The 18308-nt window shown below is 33.0% G+C and carries 17 protein-coding genes, 1 pseudogene and 1 other annotated feature; of the genes and pseudogenes, 11 read left to right on the top strand and 7 right to left on the bottom strand.

The features are described from left to right. Positions 1-97: 97 nt before the first annotated feature. Positions 98-1222: pseudogene (gene pepD / locus JOD07_RS05400) on the top strand (beta-Ala-His dipeptidase); the annotation flags it as partial. Between the two features lie 97 nt (positions 1223-1319). Next, positions 1320-2522 (top strand): AI-2E family transporter, encoded by a 1203-nt coding sequence (locus JOD07_RS05395; RefSeq protein ID WP_158738833.1) that lies wholly within the window; start codon positions 1320-1322, stop codon positions 2520-2522. Between the two features lie 31 nt (positions 2523-2553). On the opposite strand, the gene tyrS is transcribed toward JOD07_RS05395, so the two are convergent. The 6 genes from tyrS to JOD07_RS05365 all read right to left on the bottom strand — a co-directional run bounded on the left by tyrS (position 2554) and on the right by JOD07_RS05365 (position 7441). Then, entirely contained in the window at positions 2554-3780 is a 1227-nt protein-coding gene (gene tyrS / locus JOD07_RS05390; RefSeq protein WP_204612653.1) for a tyrosine--tRNA ligase, read from the bottom strand. A gap of 197 nt (positions 3781-3977) precedes the next feature. Further along, positions 3978-4191, bottom strand: a binding site (T-box leader). Between the two features lie 115 nt (positions 4192-4306). Continuing rightward, positions 4307-5521, bottom strand: a complete 1215-nt coding sequence (gene pepT, locus JOD07_RS05385; RefSeq protein ID WP_204612650.1) for a peptidase T — start codon at positions 5519-5521, stop codon at positions 4307-4309. Positions 5522-5774: 253 nt separating this feature from the next. Then, positions 5775-6188: a twitching motility protein PilT gene (locus tag JOD07_RS05380; protein WP_204612648.1), complete on the bottom strand. Its 414-nt coding sequence runs from the start codon at positions 6186-6188 to the stop codon at positions 5775-5777. A 153-nt stretch (positions 6189-6341) separates the two neighbouring features. Next, positions 6342-6560 carry a DUF378 domain-containing protein gene (locus tag JOD07_RS05375; protein ID WP_158738837.1) on the bottom strand — a complete coding sequence of 73 codons (219 nt, stop codon included), beginning with the start codon at positions 6558-6560 and terminating at the stop codon, positions 6342-6344. Positions 6561-6662: 102 nt separating this feature from the next. Continuing rightward, a complete protein-coding gene (locus JOD07_RS05370; protein WP_158738838.1) occupies positions 6663-7037 on the bottom strand; it encodes a hypothetical protein in 375 nt (124 codons plus the stop codon). A gap of 77 nt (positions 7038-7114) precedes the next feature. Beyond that, a complete protein-coding gene (locus JOD07_RS05365; RefSeq protein WP_158738839.1) occupies positions 7115-7441 on the bottom strand; it encodes a YtrH family sporulation protein in 327 nt (108 codons plus the stop codon). A 177-nt stretch (positions 7442-7618) separates the two neighbouring features. Between JOD07_RS05365 and JOD07_RS05360 the strand changes: the two genes are divergently transcribed. The 9 genes from JOD07_RS05360 to JOD07_RS05320 all read left to right on the top strand — a co-directional run bounded on the left by JOD07_RS05360 (position 7619) and on the right by JOD07_RS05320 (position 17069). Further along, a complete protein-coding gene (locus JOD07_RS05360; protein ID WP_330636153.1) occupies positions 7619-8866 on the top strand; it encodes a M14 family metallopeptidase in 1248 nt (415 codons plus the stop codon). A gap of 200 nt (positions 8867-9066) precedes the next feature. Next, positions 9067-9330 (top strand): metal-sensing transcriptional repressor, encoded by a 264-nt coding sequence (locus tag JOD07_RS05355; protein ID WP_158739259.1) that lies wholly within the window; start codon positions 9067-9069, stop codon positions 9328-9330. A 99-nt stretch (positions 9331-9429) separates the two neighbouring features. Further along, on the top strand, positions 9430-9600 hold the full coding sequence (locus JOD07_RS05350) for a hypothetical protein (RefSeq protein ID WP_158738840.1): 171 nt from the start codon (positions 9430-9432) through the stop codon (positions 9598-9600). A gap of 18 nt (positions 9601-9618) precedes the next feature. Beyond that, positions 9619-9942 carry a YHS domain-containing protein gene (locus JOD07_RS05345; protein ID WP_158738841.1) on the top strand — a complete coding sequence of 108 codons (324 nt, stop codon included), beginning with the start codon at positions 9619-9621 and terminating at the stop codon, positions 9940-9942. A 49-nt stretch (positions 9943-9991) separates the two neighbouring features. Then, positions 9992-10753 (top strand): SDR family NAD(P)-dependent oxidoreductase, encoded by a 762-nt coding sequence (locus JOD07_RS05340; RefSeq protein WP_158738842.1) that lies wholly within the window; start codon positions 9992-9994, stop codon positions 10751-10753. Between the two features lie 78 nt (positions 10754-10831). Beyond that, the gene (locus JOD07_RS05335; protein ID WP_204612646.1) at positions 10832-13753 is read left to right on the top strand and encodes an insulinase family protein; all 2922 of its coding nucleotides are present in this window, start codon (positions 10832-10834) and stop codon (positions 13751-13753) included. Between the two features lie 110 nt (positions 13754-13863). Then, the gene (locus tag JOD07_RS05330) at positions 13864-14427 is read left to right on the top strand and encodes a nuclease-related domain-containing protein (protein WP_158738844.1); all 564 of its coding nucleotides are present in this window, start codon (positions 13864-13866) and stop codon (positions 14425-14427) included. A 98-nt stretch (positions 14428-14525) separates the two neighbouring features. Next, on the top strand, positions 14526-15983 hold the full coding sequence (locus tag JOD07_RS05325) for a copper amine oxidase N-terminal domain-containing protein (protein ID WP_158738845.1): 1458 nt from the start codon (positions 14526-14528) through the stop codon (positions 15981-15983). A gap of 81 nt (positions 15984-16064) precedes the next feature. After that, positions 16065-17069 carry an RluA family pseudouridine synthase gene (locus JOD07_RS05320; RefSeq protein WP_243144504.1) on the top strand — a complete coding sequence of 335 codons (1005 nt, stop codon included), beginning with the start codon at positions 16065-16067 and terminating at the stop codon, positions 17067-17069. Positions 17070-17115: 46 nt separating this feature from the next. Here the strand turns inward: JOD07_RS05320 and JOD07_RS05315 are convergent, their stop codons facing one another. After that, positions 17116-18297: a hypothetical protein gene (locus JOD07_RS05315; RefSeq protein ID WP_204612644.1), complete on the bottom strand. Its 1182-nt coding sequence runs from the start codon at positions 18295-18297 to the stop codon at positions 17116-17118. Positions 18298-18308: the final 11 nt, after the last annotated feature.

The following is an 18308-nucleotide window of genomic DNA, read 5'->3' as shown; positions in this document are numbered from 1 at the left end:
AATACTTTTGCCCTTTTGCCATTGTAGACACTTCCTTCCCTTTTTATATTTTAAGGTGTTCGGCTTTTTGTGTCTACACTAATATACTAACACCACAACTTTAGGTGCGGATAATGGAATTGCTATCGCTTACAGTCTCGCATTATTGGCTTCAGAAGATATTCCTCATCCTCCACTTGAAGTTGTGATTACTACTAACGAAGAGACAGGTATGGAAGGTGCAGCTGAACTGGATGCTTCCAAACTGGAAGGAAAAATATTAATTAATATGGATTCAGAAGCAGAGGGAGAATTTCTAGTAAGTTGTGCAGGCGGAGCAAGAGCTCATTTAGTATTAAAACCTGAATGGATACCAGGAAAGAAAGAAGGAGCAGTGTATTCTATTCAAATCAGAAATTTAAAAGGAGGCCATTCTGGTCAAGAAATTGACAAAGGAAGAGGCAATGCCAATAAGATGATGGGAAGAATTCTCTTTGATCTTCAGGAGAAAATGTCCTTTAATTTGATTTCTGTAAATGGTGGTCTTAAGGATAATGCTATTCCACGAGAGATGGATGCGATTGTGCAAGTTAGTGATAATGAAGTTGAGAAATTAACAGAAGTCATAGATGAATGGAATGAAATATTTAAAAACGAATATAGAACTTCTGATGGTGATGTTAATGTTAGATTGGAGCTTGTAAGAGAATCAACAGATGAAATTTTATCAGAAGAAACCAAGAGAAAAGTCATCGACGTACTTACCCTTATCCCCAATGGAATTCAGACTATGAGCATGGATATGGAGGGATTGGTAGAAAGTTCTACCAATTTAGGTGTTGTAATAACGGACAGAGAATCAATCCAATTTATCAGTGCAGTGAGAAGTTCGGTTAAAACCCGTAAATATGCCATCATCAACCAGATTAAAAGGTTGGCGGATGTAGTCGGTGCTGAGTTTTTTACCCGAGGAGAATATCCTGCATGGCAATATACGCCCCATTCAAAATTACGCAATCTTTTTGTTAAAATCTATGAAGAAAAGTATGGCAAGAAACCTAGTATCAATGCAATTCATGCAGGAGTTGAATGTGGATTCTTTGCAGAAAAAATAGAAGGTATAGACATGATTTCTATTGGACCCAATATGTATGATATTCATACTCCAGATGAAAGATTAAGCATTTCTTCTGCCAAGAGAACTTGGGAGTTTTTATTGGCTGTACTTAAAGAGATTAAGTAAATACTGATTTTTGTATTGTCCTGCGACACTTTAATATGTATAATAACCATAAATGAAATTTGAACTTAAGTCTGTAAGAAAGATGTGATCATTGTTTATGAAATTGCCGTGGGATAAAAACTATTTAAAAATATCTTTTCATGTTATCTTTACACTGCTTGTGATATACGGTATAGCAATTATTATTCAAAATATTATTCCAATATCTGCATGCCTAGGTTTAATTATTTCAAAAATATTTTCAATACTTTCTCCGTTTTTTTTGGGAGTAGTGATTGCATATTTATTGGATCCTCTTGTGGAACTTTATCAAAAGAACCTTGTGGATCCCCTAAATTTAAAATATAGCAATAAGAAAAAATTTCCTAAAAAAATCAATTCAAAGGATTATAATAAAAAAGCCAATACTAGAACGATTTCGACGCTTCTTACGTATATTACAGTGATCTCAATCATTCTTTTAGTGTTGCTTTTATTTTCTTCCAGTATAGGAAACAAAAAAAGTTTTAGGAATGTAGATAATTTAGTAGACATCATTAGAGCTTATACACAGTCCTTTAACAATATGGTATATAATATTCAACAAAAGTTAGACAGTATAGGATTCCTGCAAGAAACTGAGGAAACTATACAAGAGCTTTCAGGGAAATTAGGAAACATTGTGCAAAGTATTACGACAAAAGTGATCGAAGGCATCACCAAGGCGGGCAATCATGTCGTCAATTTTGCCATGGCGATGGTTATAGCATTTTATCTGTTAAAAGATAAAGCCGGTTTCATAAATTTAATGAACAGATTGTTGAAAATCATTTTACCTGAAAGAATTCTTAAAAGCGGGGAACGTCTTTGGAAAGATATTGATTATGTTTTATCCGGTTACATAAGAGGACAGTTAACGGATTCATTGATTATGGGAATTCTGATAGGAGTCAGTGTTGCTATAATAGGAATTGATTTTCCAATAATTATTGGTATTATCGCAGGAATTGCCAATGTTATTCCTTATTTTGGACCCATCATAGGAATGATTCCTGCAGCACTTATGGGATTAATCAGTGATAATCCTATGAAGGCTTTATACGCAGTCATTACGCTTTTAATCCTTCAGCAAATAGATGGGGCAATTATAGCTCCCAAAATTGTAGGAGAAAGCGTGGATGTACATCCAGTTGCCATAGTCGTAGCCCTTGCAGTGGGAGGGTCTTTGTTCGGAATCCTGGGAATGTTATTGGCAGTACCGGCGGCAGCGTTTTTGAAATTGTTACTTGTTCGATATATGGATAGCAGGTCAAATGTTTAAAAACCTTGGGAAGCACATGCTCCCAAGGTTTTTATATTAATTGAACACGATGGAATACTTTTTTACCTTTTTGAATCATTAAAGCATTTTCTGAAAAATCTTTCTCTGTTACTAGGTAATCTAGATCTGTTACCTTTTGATCCTGTACTTTAATGCCTCCTTGCTGAATCAAACGACGTCCTTCTGAACGGGAAGGAGCAAGGCCTGTTTTTTGAAGAAGAGAGATGAGATCCATACCATCTTTAAATTCATCTTTAGAAATTTCAGTGGTAGGGATAGAACCACCCTGTGCACCACCACCAAATAGAGCTTTAGCCGCCGTTTGCGCTTTTTTAGCTTCTTCTTCGCCATGAACAATCTTGGTAACTTCATAAGCCAGGACTTCTTTAGCTTCATTGATTTTAGCACCTTCAAGAGCACTTAACCTGTTTACTTCGTCCATAGGAAGGAAAGTAAGAAGGGAGAGGCATTTTTTTACATCAGCATCTGCAACATTTCTCCAATATTGATAGAAATCGTAAGGAGATGTTTTTTCAGGATCAAGCCAAATGGCTCCTTTTTCAGTTTTACCCATCTTTTTGCCTTCACTGGTTGTAAGAAGGCTAAAGGTCATGCCGTAAGCATCATCATGGCCAATTCTGCGGATGAGTTCAACTCCCCCTAGAATATTGGACCATTGGTCATTGCCTCCTAACTGCAGCTTACAATTATACCTTCTGTATAATTCCAGGAAATCATAGGACTGCATAAGCGTATAGTTAAATTCTAAGAAAGAAAGGCCTTTTTCCATTCTGGTTTTATAACTTTCATAAGTGAGCATTCTGTTTACAGAAAAATGAATCCCAATTTCTCTTAAAAAGGATACATAATTCAGATTAAGAAGCCAATCTGCATTATTGACCATAATAGCTTTATCTTCACCAAATTCTATAAATCTCGAAAGCTGCTTTTTAAAACATTCTGCATTATGAGCGATGGTTTCTTCTGTCATCATTTTACGCATATCGGTTTTACCCGTTGGATCCCCAACCATAGCAGTTCCACCGCCTATAAGGGCAATAGGCCTGTGACCAGCTTTTTGCATATGAGACATAGCCATAATTGTAACAAAATGGCCTACATGAAGGCTGTCTGCTGTGGGGTCAAAACCAATATAGAAAGTAACGGATTCTTTACCAAGCAATTCTCTTATTTCCTCTTCATGTGTTGCTTGTTCAGTAAAGCCTCTTTCTTTTAAAATATCATATACATTTCTCATAGAAAAGCTAACTCCTTTACCTAATATTTTTCACAAGAAAGAGTTTCGTATGCGAAACTCTCGCGCCGAGTGCAGTCGACAAAGCCGACAAAATTCAATATGCGTAAGTGTGCACTTTGCGCGGAGGGTTTTAATTACATAGGAAACTCGGAAGAACTTTCTATGTAATAAAAAACTCTCGCCTTATCATGTGATCATGTAAGGACGAGAGAACCCGTGGTACCACCTTAATTCGTATACAAATGCATTGTATACCTCCAGTCTCATATAACGGTGAGAAGCCGTTAGGTTTTTAGCCTAATGTTCGAGAGGTGTATTTCGCATATTCATGTACTGTAAATCTTTCACCAGCCGATTTACTCTCTGAAATTGTAACCATGAAATGCTACTTAACTCCGTCATCACATTTTCCTTAATAATTGGTCATATCTTACCATAAAATTTGCGGAAACTCAAGGGGGTTATTGCTTTTATGGAGATAGATGTACCATTTTGGGAGAATAAAAACACATTTAAGTTATATTTATCATATTTGGGCGATTTTTACAATCACTTCAACTGCTTTTTTCATTGAGTTCACTGAAATGTATTCGTATCTGCCGTGATAATTATCACCGCCTGTGAAAATATTAGGGCAGGGAAGGCCCATAAAGGATAGTCTTGCACCATCTGTACCACCGCGAATAGGTTTTATGTGAGGCTCAACACCTACAGCTTTCATTGCATTAAAAGCTCTTTCTACAATGTACATTTTGTCTTCTAATTTTTCTTTCATATTGTAGTATTGATCTCTTAATTCTAATTGAATAGTGCCATCACCATATATTGCATTCATTTTTTCAATAGCCTCTTTTACAAAATCTTTACGTTTATTAAAATTTTCCATATCAAAATCCCGAATAATATATACCATTTCAACTTTTTCCACATTACCGTTGAAATTGTTCAAATGATAAAAGCCTTCATAGCCTTCCGTATAGGCAGGAATTTCTTTTTCGGGGAAAAGTTGAGCAAGTTGAATGCCTATTAATACTGCATTTTTCATCTTATTTTTTGCAGTACCAGGATGAACATTTTGACCGTGTATTGTAATTTTTGCCTGAGCAGCGTTAAAATTCTCGTATTCCAATTCTCCAAGCAATCCTCCATCAATGGTATAAGCAAAGTCAGCTCCGAATTTTTTTACATCAAAAAGATCGGCACCTCTTCCAATTTCTTCATCAGGCGTAAAGGCAATGCATATTTTGCCATGCTTGATTTCAGGATGATGAATAAGGTATTCCATGGCAGTTAAAATTTCTGCTATACCAGCTTTATCATCTGCTCCCAGAAGAGTAGTGCCATCGGTTGTAATCAATGTATCTCCTATGCATTTGGTTAAATTAGGAAATGCATTAGGAGACAATACAATATTTTTCTCTTCGTTTAAAACAATATCTTTGCCATTATAATTTTCTATAATTCGAGGATTAACATTTTCACCGCTCATATCAGGACTGGTATCCATGTGGGCAATAAATCCTATTACAGGAACATCTTCTTCGCAATTAGCCGGAAGAACTGCCATAACATATCCATTTTCATCAATACTTATATCTTTTAAGCCAATGGATTTGCATTCTTCTGCCAACATCTTGCCAAAAGCTATTTGGTTTTCTGTACTGGGACAAGTATTTGAACTTTCATCAGAAGTAGTAGGATATTTTACGTATTTAATAAAACGTTCAACTAATTGATTCATTTCTATTGTTGACTCCTTTTTCTTAAATGATTTTAATTAATATTTTTTTATTATAAAGTATTAATCAATATAATGTAATACTATATTTTTAATTTTCAAGTATAATTTATTAAAAAGTTTATGTAATTATTTGTACTATTATAAATGAAAAATTGATTTTTATCCTTTAATGTCATTATAATAATAAAACTCATTAAAATTCCCCAGCTTAGATGGCTGGGGAATCCTTGTATATGTTTATGTTATTAAACATTTATGCTATTAAAAAAGATTTTAAATTTTCGGGGATTTCCTTTTCTTTACAATTCATTCCGATAATAAATTTGACATTATATTTTTCGGATATTTCATTTAGTTTTTCAATAAATGATTGGGCTTCTTCTATTGAGAGACGGGATAACTTCAGCAATCCATCAATATATACATAATCAATATCATGGTCTTGAGATAAAATACCACAGATAAAACCATAAAATTCTTTATATCCAGAAACGGGAAAACCAGTTGTTTCAATAAAACGAATATTATGATGCAAATCGAACATATGATCTCGGTCGTTATCCAGATATACGACATGACCATTACTGCTCTTGGCAGATCGATTGGCCATGTCAATTAAATGCTTGGTTTTTCCTTCACCTTTTTCCCCCGCAATGATTTGTATCATAAGAATCTCCCCCTTTAAAATATTTGTAATTATATATATTAATTATATTCTCCTTGAAATTAAAAAAACCTTTTTTAAAAAAATGATTTTTTTAAAAAAGGTTAATTTTTAAAAATTAATTAACAAAGAAGGAAGACTTGCATTTTTTATAGATTATTCAGTTCTTCTGACAGATTCGTTGTCAATTTTTCCAAATAAACTTAAACCGTAAAGGCCGGCTAATCCAACTAAAGCATAAATGATTCTGCTTAGCCAACCGTCCATACCACCAAATAAAGTAGCAACAAGGTCAAACTGGAAGAATCCAATTAGTCCCCAGTTGATTGCTCCAATGATCATTAAAAGTAAGGCAATAAAATCCATCGTTCTCATGATAAAGCCCCTTTCAATTAATTAAATTTTCATATGGCTTATTTATTATCTATAGTATTTCCCTCTAACAGACTTTTATAATTTAAAATTTTACCAATTGAATTAGCTGTTGCTTTTTTCTACGCGGTAGTAGATATACATAGTGTCTGTCACGATAATACTTCTGATTTCCAATTGATATTCTCCATCTTGAAATTTTAGAAAACGGCGGTTGAGTGCATTATAAATTAAGTCTACATCAATTTTGCTGAGCTCTTTACCAATTTGATTTTTTAATAAAACTTTTATATATTGATCGATTTCATTTTTTGGAAGAAGTTCTTCCTGTTTATTAAGCATAATCGGAGAGATTTGATTTAAAACAGGAATTTCCTTCTTTTGACTGGATTCTTCTAATTTTTTTAATTTAACTATATAGTCTTCCAGTTGGGCAGTAAGATGCTCATTTTCATTTATTAGATTTTCAATTTTATACATATACATAGTATTATAGGATGTTATCCCAATAAAAAATCCAAAGACGAAAATCCAAAAGCCAGAAAAATTTATTTTTTTCATGAATTGTGCACTCCCAACGCATGTAAAATGACATACCCCATGTGTGCTCCGGCAAATGCACTTAAAATGTAGAGGATTTGTTTAATGACCGCCTTAAATTCCCCTTTTAGTATACCTAAATCTAAAATTTCAAAGGAAGAAAAAGTACCTCCCAAGGCAACAATAAGTGCCCAAAGCTTAAGTTGCTCTGAGAAAACAAGCATTGCTTTGACTGGCTTTTCGCCACACAGAATTGCAGCAGCACAGCCAAACAGAGCACCTCCCAGTATTACTCCTAAAGCAATAAAGAAGTTGTAAATCATTGTATTGATCAGTTTATGCATAACATCACTCCTACCAAGCAGTTCTTATATAATTATATGAATATCCGGTTTATTACTTTAGAACCAAAAATTAATAAAGTTAAAAATCAAGAGCACATTTACATGGTTTAATTGATAAAATAATATGAGAATGTTTATAAAAAGTAGGTGAAGCAGTTGAGAGTATTAAGAAAAGGCATGAGAGGTTCTGATGTTGCAGAAGTGCAAAGTATTTTAAAGCTTATAGGATATAATATAAGCAGTGTTGATGGGATTTTTGGAGAAAATACCGAGCAAGCAGTCAAAGCCTTTCAAAGAAATAATGGGTTAAGTGCGGATGGAATTATTGGTCCAAGAACTTATGAGAGATTGGAACCTTTTTTGCTTGGATATGCTTTATATAAAATTAAACCTGGAGATACACTTTATAAAATTGCCAATCAATATTCCACAAATGTATATAGCATCACGACTGCTAACCCCGGAATCAATCCCTTCTTTTTGAATGTGGGAGAAGAAATTATTGTTCCCTTTGGCATTGATGTTGTCCAGACGGATATACCTTATACTTATGATGTGATGGAAAAAGATATTCAAGGTCTGGTAATGAGATATCCTTTTTTAGTAGTGGATACGATTGGAAAGAGTGTTGAAGGAAGAAATTTATATATGATCAAACTAGGGGAAGGGCCAAGAGAAGTTTTTTATAATGGATCTCATCACTCCAATGAATGGATTACTACACCTGTTTTAATGAAATGGATTGAGCAATTTTCTAAAGCATTTGCCATGGATGGCATTATAAGAGGGTATCCGGCAAGGACTATATGGGAACAAGCAACGATCTATATCGTTCCAATGGTAAATCCTGATGGGGTAGAACTGGTCATCAATGGAATATCTCCGGATCATCCAAGATATAACGAGATCATCCAGTGGAATGATGGCAGTACGAATTTCGACAGATGGAAGGCCAATATCAGAGGAGTGGATTTAAATCGAAACTACGATGCCTCCTGGGATGAATTCAAAGAGATGGAAGAAAGTTTAGGAGTAGATGGTCCGGGACCATATTTATATGGAGGACCATCTCCGGAATCAGAGCCAGAATCTAAAGCAGTAGCTGATTTTACCAGGGAACATGATTTTCGTCTGGTATTGGCTTATCATACTCAGGGAGAAGTAATTTTCTGGAATTACAGAAACCTTCAGCCTCCGGAAGCATTAAAAATAGGAGAAATGCTTGCCGCTGTCAGTGGCTATACTCTTGCTGAGCCTGTTGGTGCTGCCCTGTATGCCGGATATAAAGATTGGTTTATTAAAGAATACAGAAGGCCGGGATATACCATAGAAGTAGGAAGAGGAGAGAATCCACTGCCTATCTCTCAATTTGAGGAAATATATGAAAATAACGAAGAATTACTATTATTAGCTGCATTAGTTTAAAATATATCTCATAATATTGACTACAATAAAAATAATATATAAAATTTATGAAACTCTCTTTGCGGAGAGTTTTTAATTTGGAAAGATTTATATTTAGATACAGGTTGATTTGACAATAATTATGCTATAATAAGTATTAAAATATGGAAGTAGAGTTTCATTTCATAGGAATTTTCTTTAGATTAGGAGTGAATGGTTTGATTGAAAAAGACAAAAAAGAAGTACTCAATCTTTTAAAAACTGCAAGAGGACAATTAGATGGAATTATTCGTATGGTTGAAGAGGACAGATACTGTATCGATATATCTAAGCAAATTTTGGCAGTTCAGGCGTTGCTCAAAAAAAGTAATCTTACAGTATTAAAGCAACATATCCATGGTTGTGTAAGACATGCTCTGCTTAATGGAGAAGGAGAAGAAAAAATAGAGGAAATTATAATGATTTTAGATAAATATATGAAATAAAACATACTTGTTCAAGAATTGTTCATAATTTTTTCATATTTATATATTATAATATACTATGAGTATATTTTATTCTATAGAATAAGGAAGTGAATGAATATGGAATGCCCAGTATGCGGCAACCAGCGTTTGGGTACATTAGGAAGAATCAGATATTATTGTCCTTACTGTAATCTCGAAATTGTGGTGAAAGATAGTATGCTAGAAATTTATGAAATAAAAGAAGATGGAGAATTAATACTGATTAAGCAGGAAAAAATGGCATCGTAGTGTAGAGAGGTGATATTGATGGAAACACTTAGTAATTTTTTATGGATGATTGTAATTTGGTGGATGTTTTCGAGAATGCTTAGGACAGCCAGACTTCTTCAACATCAGAGACAGCTTCAAGAAAAAGAGGAAAATCAGATTCATTCTGAACAGACAGATCGAGAGTCAGGTTTGGAGCAGCAGTCTGATGTTCCTATAGAAATGGTTGAAGATCCGGTATGTGGAAAATTTATTGAGAAGCATCATGGCTATCAACTTTCACGAGGAACAGAGACTTTTTATTTTTGTAGTTGGGATTGCCGTGAAAAATTTATTCAAGAACATTTAAAGCAGCCCGAATAAGAAGGGCTGCTTTTTGATCATAAATACTTAATAAAAAAGGGGTGGCAAAATGAAGAACATTGCCATTATAACAGGCGCATCTTCAGGCTTAGGGAAGGATTTTGTGAGACAATTAGACAGTAAATATGAATTAGATGAAATTTGGATGATTGCACGAAGAAAAGAAAAAATGAAAAAGTTGGCAGATAACCTTAAGAACTCGAAAGGAATAGTCATTGACGCAGACTTATCTAAAAGAGAAGGAGTAAGTAAAGTTATAAGCAAATTAAATGCTGAAAAGCCAAAGGTTTTATTTCTTATAAACAGTGCCGGTTTTGGAAAAATAGGTTCTTTTACTGAATTAGAGTTAGATGAGCAGTTGGATATGATTGATTTAAACATAAAGGCACTGACAGCCATGACATATGGTGTTATTCCTTATATGCCCAAAGGTTCGAAAATTATTCAAATTGCTTCTTCGGCAGCATTTTTGCCGCAACCAGGTTTTAACGTTTACGCAGCCACAAAGGCATATGTTTTACATTTCAGTAAAGCTTTGGGGATTGAACTTAAAGGCAAAGGGATTGATGTGCTGGCAGTTTGTCCGGGTCCAGTGAAAACAGAATTTTTTAAGGTTGCTTCTTCGAAAGGAAAACCTTTAGATTGGAAAGCTAAGTTTATGGTAAAGTCAAAAGATGTAGTGGCCAAGGCATTGCAAGATTCTGAGCAAAACAAGATGGAATCTGTTTATGGGATTCCCATGAAGTTGTTAAAGCTCATTTCTAGAATGATTCCTCACAGATGGATTTTAAAAATGTTTAAATGGAATTAAGTATATTACTTATGTATTAGTATATAATTTATTAATTGGAAAATATAAATCTAAAAAAGAAATTTAGGAGATGAGTGCATGGAATTAAAGAGTATAATACATGGATTTAAACTGCTTGATGAAAAGCAAGTTAAAGAATTGAATTCTACAGCTCGCCTGTTTGTTCATGAAAAAAGTGGTGCTAAATTACTTAATATAGAAAATGACGATGAAAACAAAGTATTTGCCATTACATTCAGAACACCTCCAACGGATAGTACAGGACTGCCTCATATACTAGAGCATTCGGTATTATGTGGTTCCAGAAAGTTTCCGGCTAAAGATCCTTTTGTTGAACTGGCAAAGGGTTCATTAAATACATATTTGAATGCTATGACTTTCTCTGATAAAACAATGTACCCAATTGCCAGTACCAACGAAAAAGACTTTATGAATCTAATGGATGTATATCTTGATGCGGTATTTTACCCTAATATTTACAAATATCCGGAAATATTGATGCAGGAAGGCTGGCATTATGAGTTGGAGAAACCAGAAGATGATATAACCTATAAGGGAGTCGTTTACAATGAAATGAAAGGCGCTTTTTCATCACCCGAAGCCATTCTCTTTAGAAAGATTCAGGAATCAGTATTGCCTGACACACCTTATGGTGTAGAATCGGGAGGAGATCCGGAATATATTCCAGATTTAACTTATGAAGACTTTCTTGCTTTCCATAAAAAATATTATCATCCTTCTAATAGTTATATATACCTTTATGGTAATGGAAATCTTGAAGAACAGATGAAGTTTATTAACGAAGAATACTTAAGCAATTTTGATAAGCAGGATATTGATTCATCAATACCCATTCAAGAATCCTTTGATAAGATCAAAGAAATCCATGTGGATTATCCAATCTCTCCTGAAGAAGGAGAACGAGAAAAAACTTTTTTAAGTTTAAATTATGCAATAGATCGATCAACAAATCCGGAAATATATTTAGCTTTTCAAATTTTGGAATATTTGCTTCTTGAAACTCCGGCTGCTCCTCTTAAGAAAGCATTATTGGACGCTGGAATCGGAAAAGACGTTTTTGGCAGTTTTGACATGAGTATTCAGCAGCCTATTTTCAGCATTGTGGTTAAAAATTCTGATAAGGATAAAAAAGAATTATTTGAGAAAACAGTATATGATACCTTAAATAAATTGGTCAATGACGGAATTGATAAAAAGCTTATTCAAGCTGCAGTAAATTCAAAGGAATTTTCTCTTCGTGAAGCAGATACTCGAAGTTATCCAAAGGGGCTTATATATGCCATTAAGGTGATGGACAGTTGGCTCTATGATTCAGATCCTCTGATCAATCTTCAATATGAGCCTACATTAGAAAAAATCAAAGAAAGTTTTACCTCTCCTTATTTTGAAAATTTAATCAGAAAATACATTCTTGATAATACTCATGGAACCTTGCTTATACTCAATCCTAAAAAGGGATTATTAGAAGAAAGAACTAAAAAAGTTAAGCAAAAACTTTCAGAGTATAAAGCTAAGTTATCAGATCAAGAAATTAACGAACTAATTCATCAAACGGAAAAATTAAAGGAAAGACAAACGACGCCAGATGATCCGAAAGATATAGAAAAAATACCAGTGTTATCTTTAAGTGATATTAATAAGGAAGCAGAAAAAATACCCCAGGAAGAAAAGGTAGAAAATGATGTAAAAGTATTGTTCCATCCTTTGTTTACAAATAAAATCACCTATCTGAATCTTTATTTTGATTTGAAAGTTGTAGAGCAAAAACTTATTCCATATGCAGGAATGTTAGTTGGTATTTTAGGTAAAATGGATACTGAAAAGTATTCTTATGCTGATTTAGCTAATGAAATCAATATCCATACCGGGGGTATACATTTCTATGCAGAGACTTATGGTATGAATGGTGACTCAAAAGCTTATGAAAGCAAATTTATTGTAAAAGCAAAAGCTCTTACTGAAAAACTTCCTCAATTAATTGGTTTGATGAAAGAAATTATTATTGCAACTTCTTTTGAAAATGACAAACGTCTTTTAGAGATCATCAGAGAAATGAAATCCCGTATGGAGATGGCATTAAATAGCCAGGGGCATAGTGTTGTTTCTGACAGACTTTTGGCTTATTTTTCAGAGAAAGGTCAGTTTGCTGAAATATTGAAAGGTTTTTCGTTCTACAAATTTGTAGAGGACATTGAAGAAAACTTTGAATCCAGGAAGAAAGAATTGATTGCAAATTTAAAAGAAGCAGCAAATCAAATTTTTAATGTGAATAATTTGCTTATTGGTGTAACTGCTCAAGAAGAAGATTACGTGGAGTTCCAAAAACATATAACGGAATTACTTGGTTCATTGAATACTGCTCCTGTTACACAGCAAAAATATTCTTTTGATTTTTCCATTAAGAATGAAGGATTAATGACTCAAAGTGATATTCAATATGTGGCAAAAGGTTATAATTTCTTAGAATTAGGATATCCTTATTCAGGCAGCCTTCAAGTATTGAAAACCATTATCGGGTTAGATTATCTTTGGAACAGAGTTCGTGTTCAAGGTGGAGCTTATGGTGCATTTATTAACTTTTCAAGAAATGGAAATGTCTATTTCTCTTCCTACAGAGATCCTAACTTAAAAAAGACATTAAAGGTATATGATGAAGCAGGAGAATATCTTGAAAAATTTGATGCTAATGAAAGAGAAATGACAAAATATATTATAGGCACCATCAGCAAATATGATTTCCCTCTTAGCCCTTCCATGAAAGGAGAAAAGGCCGTATCTCAGTACATCAGTAAAATAACTTATGAAGATATTCAAAAAGAAAGAGATGAGATCTTAGGCACAAGAAAAAAAGATATTATAAATTATAAAAAGATGATGCAAGAATTATCACAGCAGAATTATATTTGTGTAATGGGAAATAAAGATGTCATTAAAGAAAACAAAGACATATTTGAACACTTAATTGATGTATTTAAATAATTTTGAAAGGTCTGTGTTTATGCAGACTTTTCTTTTTTCATTTTTTTTGATACACTAAGGTACGAGTGCATTCATTTAATGAAAAATCAAAACAGAGATGGGGGCATAAAATGGCAAAGGTTATACAAGAAGCAGATTACATAAAGAAAAGAAAGCTCAAATATTTTACTCGTACGGCAATCAGTTTAAGTATTATGCTGGGAATATTTATTTTAGGACTAATTTTAACTAAGACCAGAAACAATATTTTTACCCTTGTAGCGATCTTGTTTACTTTGGTTGTTGCACAGAATGGTGTTCAATACATTTCTATTATTCCGTTTAAAGATGGAAGCCGTGAGGTGGCGAAACAGCTTGAAAGTCTTCCTCATGCTTATATTGTTTGGAACAGTGCTTTATTTGGCGATAGTAAGGGGATGACCTCTATTGATCATGTGCTTATTAGTGATCAGCATATTTATTGCATTTTGGATAAGGAACATAAAAACACCAGCAAAAATATAGAAACTATGAAAAGAATTGCAAAGCAAAAAGGCTTGAAAGATAAGGTGATCTTTATTCAAGGTGCAAAAGGGGAATTGAATCAATTATTAAAACGATTGGAAAATAAAGAAGTAAGAGATTCAGAAAGCCAGGAGGTATTTGTAGAAGCACTGAAGACTGCTGCAATATAATATTCGCCTGTTTTAAGGATAAATTATCATTGTAGTTTTTATTATACTATGATATGATTAATCTGGAATAAATTAAAAGTGTGAATGGAGGTATGTTAATGAAAAAGATCAGGGTTTTTCCACTGGTATTAATTATGGTTATGATTTTTTCTTTGTTAACGGGATGTAGTAAAGAAGAAAAGGGACTTTATAATCTTTCGCAAGAAATGAATGGCTTAGATAAATATCAAATTACTGGAGAAATGAGTTTTTCTCTGGACCAAGTGGATCCCGAACTATTTGGATTATCGTCACAAGAGCTGTCTCTAGTTCAATCGATTCTTAATAATTATAATTTTACTTTTGATGCAAAAATTGATACTGTAGCTTCAAAATTAATTTTTACAAACTATATTCAAAATAAGAACACCGGAGAGCAAAAAGTACTTTTGACAGTCTTAAGCGATGGAAATAAAGTTTACTTAAAAATGGATGATTTTTTTAATTACATAAAAAGCTTCGGAAACGAAGAGACAAACCGTGAAATTGATCGGGAATTTGCGAGTGTTCAGTACATAAGTATTGACAGGCAAGAAATGAAGGATATGTTTACAGAATTGTATAACAGCGAACTTCTTGCAGAGCAATTAACTAAAGTATATTTTGATCTTGGTTCTTTTGTTAAAATGAATAAAGAATGGCAAAAGAACTACAAAGATTTAATGGAAAAAGTATACGATGAATATGAAATGGGCATTGTTAAAGAAAGCAATAATAAATATACTGTTTCTTTGTCATTACAGGATACAGTAAATGTTTTTGCTTCTTTCCTTAAATACTCAATAGATCATATTGAAGAATTGGACGTTTATTTAAAGCAAGAAATACCTAATCTTGGACTGGATAATGATAAAATTAATGAAGTTAATATGTTTTTAAATAGTATGGTGAATAATATTAAAGATAATAAAGAATTATATAAATCTCAAATTGATCTTGGTTTATCGGCTGTTGACAGTTCAATTAGCATGTGGGAAGGATCTCAGTTTGAATATTCTCTTGAAAAAACAAAAGATAATGCATATGTTGTAGATTTTAGTGGAAAAATTAATTATCATGATGCTGCAAATGCTGAAAAATCGTTTAAGGGTTCTTGCATAGTAAAGCAAACAGTTAAGGGAATTGATTCTGTTACTTTTACAGTTCCAACAGAGAATATCTTAACAATGACTGAATTAAGAAAGATAGCTGAATCCGCTATTAATGAACCAATTAAATTAAATATTAATTTGAAGAATGGTTCTTATACATCAGGTAATCAAGAAGGAAAACTTGGTATAAAAGTGATTGACTCAACTTCTTACCTTCCTTTAAAAGAGATTGGCAACATATTAGGAGAAAATATAAATTGGGATTCAGCCAAAAAGCAACCTTATGTAGAGAAAAATGGTGCAAAAAATTACTTAAATGCTAAAGTTATTGGTGGAACTTCCTATATCCCTTCAAGAGAATTTGAAAAGTTAGGCTATAAGGTGCTTTGGGATGCGAAGTCCAATACAGTTAATATTGAGCGATAACTTTGTAATCATAAGAAAATAATCTTAAGGAAATAATCATAAGAAAATCGCCTGTTCAGGCGATTTTCTTATGATCAAGATATGAAAGAAGATACGGGTGAGCAGATGAAAGAGATACACATTACACAGAATGATTCCAATCAACGTTTGGATAAATTTTTAATGAAATATTTGAACCAGAGTTCTAAGGGATTCATATACAAAATGCTTAGAAAAAAGCGGATTAAATATAATGGTAAAAAGGGAGAAGGAAATGAAAAACTCCAAATAGGTGATATCATACAGTTGTACCTAGCAGATGAGACAATTGATCAATTTCGTGTGCAAAAATATGTCCGTAAAGTCAACAAAACATTTTCAGTCATATTTGAAGATGAGCATATCTTGCTGTGCAATAAACCTTTAGGGCTTCTTGTTCATCCAGATAAAAATAATGATAAAAATACATTGATGGATGAAGTTTTGTCTTATTTAGTAGATAAAGGAGACTACAACCCTAAAAAAGCTACGGGTTTTACGCCTGCTATTTGTAATCGTCTAGACAGAAATACCAGTGGGATCATTATTGTGGGGAAATCGCTCAACGCACTTCAAACGATGAATCAGATGATTAAAGAGAATAAAATCCAAAAGTATTATTTAACCATTGTAAAAGGTGTTATAAAAACACCGGGAGTTTTAAAAGGCTATCATAAGAAGAACATAAAATCAAATGAAGTAGAAATCATTGATGCGTACGAAGAGGGAAGCAAATATGTTGAAACCCATTACAGGCCCATAGTAAGCAATTCTCATTATACGCTTTTAGAAATACAACTTATTACAGGAAGATCCCATCAAATTCGAGCCCATCTTTCTAAAATAAACCATCCGATTATTGGAGATAGTAAGTACGGAGACAATAAAGTTAATGCTTATTTTAAAGCCAAATATCATTTGAAACATCAGTTTTTACATGCCTATAAAGTAAAGTTTACAGAATGCCCTGAGGAATTCAAGTACTTGGAAAATCATAGTTTTAAAGCAGAATTGCCCTATATATACAGAGAGATTTGCGACAAAGAAAAATTAAAGATTGATTTTTAAAAAATATTTTCAAATATAATTAGGGTGAACATTGTTCACCCTAAAATTATGCAGGATAATTTTTAATAAAAAAGTAATTTTCAATTTCTAACGGAGTTTTACCGGACAGCATCAAGCAATTTTTACATTCTTCTTTATTGTCTTCCAAAAGATAATAATGGGCTGCTTGTTCATAATATCCAATGTCCTTTAAAACAGCAGCTGTTTCAGAAGACTTTGGCAGTAGTTTTGCCAAATGAGCAACATAGTCAAGCATATTTTCTTCTTTAAAATATTTAATACCTTCATTGATATTACTAGTTTCTTCAAAAATCCATAAGATTTTTTCATAGTTTTTCTTTTCTTTATAATATGAAAGTAAAAGAGCATGTAAATTATGTTCTTTTGCAATTTTTATAGCCTTGTCTTCATTTTCATTTTTTAAATACAAATATACAGTTTCTTCCCATTTCTCTTGATTGATCAGCAGGCGTGCAGCATTATCAATATCCTGTATTTTTATATATAATGAAAAGGCTTTTGAAGTATCCAATTTTTCATAATAATACGCAGCTTGTTGAATATCATTCTGATCCAATGCTTGTCTTGCCAATTGCTCATAAAGAATCTTAGAAGTATTTTCATCCTTTATTTGCTCAGAAAGATTTAAAGCTTTTTCTAAAGAATTGATTCGTGTAAAAAGTTTTATGGCCTCTTCATAATTTCCTTTTGAAGACAATTCCTCACCTATTTGCTCAATTTTTTTATAATATTTTTTCTTTAATTCTTCCGAAGAAATGTGCTCGATACATTCGATTGCTCTAAGCCATTGCATAGCCTTTATGTAACAATTAGCGGCTTTATCCCAGATGCGTTCTTGTTTATATAGGGATGCTGCTTTGATAGGATTGAAGTAGGAGTACATGTGAGCAGCTTTAATAAACTCTCCTTCTTTCTCGCAAAGGGGAGCGCCCAGTTCATACAGTTCATAGATTTCTGCTGTTTGCATCGCTTCATATATTTGGTTGTTTTTTACTTGATAAATGAATACTTGCTTATAGTCTTGAAGACGGCGACTTAAGTCAATGACTTTTTCATAATTATCGAGTAGCATATATTTTTTTCTTGCCATCCTATATCTTGATTTTTCTTCTAAATAAACAGCCTGATTTTCTAAATCCATAGACAGATACTGAAAAATTTCCTGAGCAAAGGCACATAATTTAATTATCCATTTTATACCAATCATTACATATTCCT

This window comes from Defluviitalea raffinosedens (assembly GCF_016908775.1).
Classification (GTDB): domain Bacteria; phylum Bacillota; class Clostridia; order Lachnospirales; family Defluviitaleaceae; genus Defluviitalea; species Defluviitalea raffinosedens.
Note: the sequence above shows the minus strand (reverse complement) of the source record. Positions and strands in the feature narration are given on the sequence as shown.

Bases quoted from the DNA above. Each gene is read 5' to 3' on its own strand.
- JOD07_RS05395 (WP_158738833.1), top strand. From the start codon at position 1,320: ATGAAATTGCCGTGGGATAAAAACTATTTAAAAATATCTTTTCATGTT.
- tyrS (WP_204612653.1), bottom strand. From the start codon at position 3,780: ATGAGAAATGTATATGATATTTTAAAAGAAAGAGGCTTTACTGAACAA.
- pepT (WP_204612650.1), bottom strand. From the start codon at position 5,521: ATGAATCAATTAGTTGAACGTTTTATTAAATACGTAAAATATCCTACT.
- JOD07_RS05380 (WP_204612648.1), bottom strand. From the start codon at position 6,188: ATGATACAAATCATTGCGGGGGAAAAAGGTGAAGGAAAAACCAAGCAT.
- JOD07_RS05375 (WP_158738837.1), bottom strand. From the start codon at position 6,560: ATGAGAACGATGGATTTTATTGCCTTACTTTTAATGATCATTGGAGCA.
- JOD07_RS05370 (WP_158738838.1), bottom strand. From the start codon at position 7,037: ATGTATAAAATTGAAAATCTAATAAATGAAAATGAGCATCTTACTGCC.
- JOD07_RS05365 (WP_158738839.1), bottom strand. From the start codon at position 7,441: ATGCATAAACTGATCAATACAATGATTTACAACTTCTTTATTGCTTTA.
- JOD07_RS05360 (WP_330636153.1), top strand. From the start codon at position 7,619: ATGAGAGGTTCTGATGTTGCAGAAGTGCAAAGTATTTTAAAGCTTATA.
- JOD07_RS05350 (WP_158738840.1), top strand. From the start codon at position 9,430: ATGGAATGCCCAGTATGCGGCAACCAGCGTTTGGGTACATTAGGAAGA.
- JOD07_RS05345 (WP_158738841.1), top strand. From the start codon at position 9,619: ATGGAAACACTTAGTAATTTTTTATGGATGATTGTAATTTGGTGGATG.
- JOD07_RS05340 (WP_158738842.1), top strand. From the start codon at position 9,992: ATGAAGAACATTGCCATTATAACAGGCGCATCTTCAGGCTTAGGGAAG.
- JOD07_RS05335 (WP_204612646.1), top strand. From the start codon at position 10,832: ATGGAATTAAAGAGTATAATACATGGATTTAAACTGCTTGATGAAAAG.
- JOD07_RS05330 (WP_158738844.1), top strand. From the start codon at position 13,864: ATGGCAAAGGTTATACAAGAAGCAGATTACATAAAGAAAAGAAAGCTC.
- JOD07_RS05325 (WP_158738845.1), top strand. From the start codon at position 14,526: ATGAAAAAGATCAGGGTTTTTCCACTGGTATTAATTATGGTTATGATT.
- JOD07_RS05320 (WP_243144504.1), top strand. From the start codon at position 16,065: ATGAAAGAAGATACGGGTGAGCAGATGAAAGAGATACACATTACACAG.
- JOD07_RS05315 (WP_204612644.1), bottom strand. From the start codon at position 18,297: ATGATTGGTATAAAATGGATAATTAAATTATGTGCCTTTGCTCAGGAA.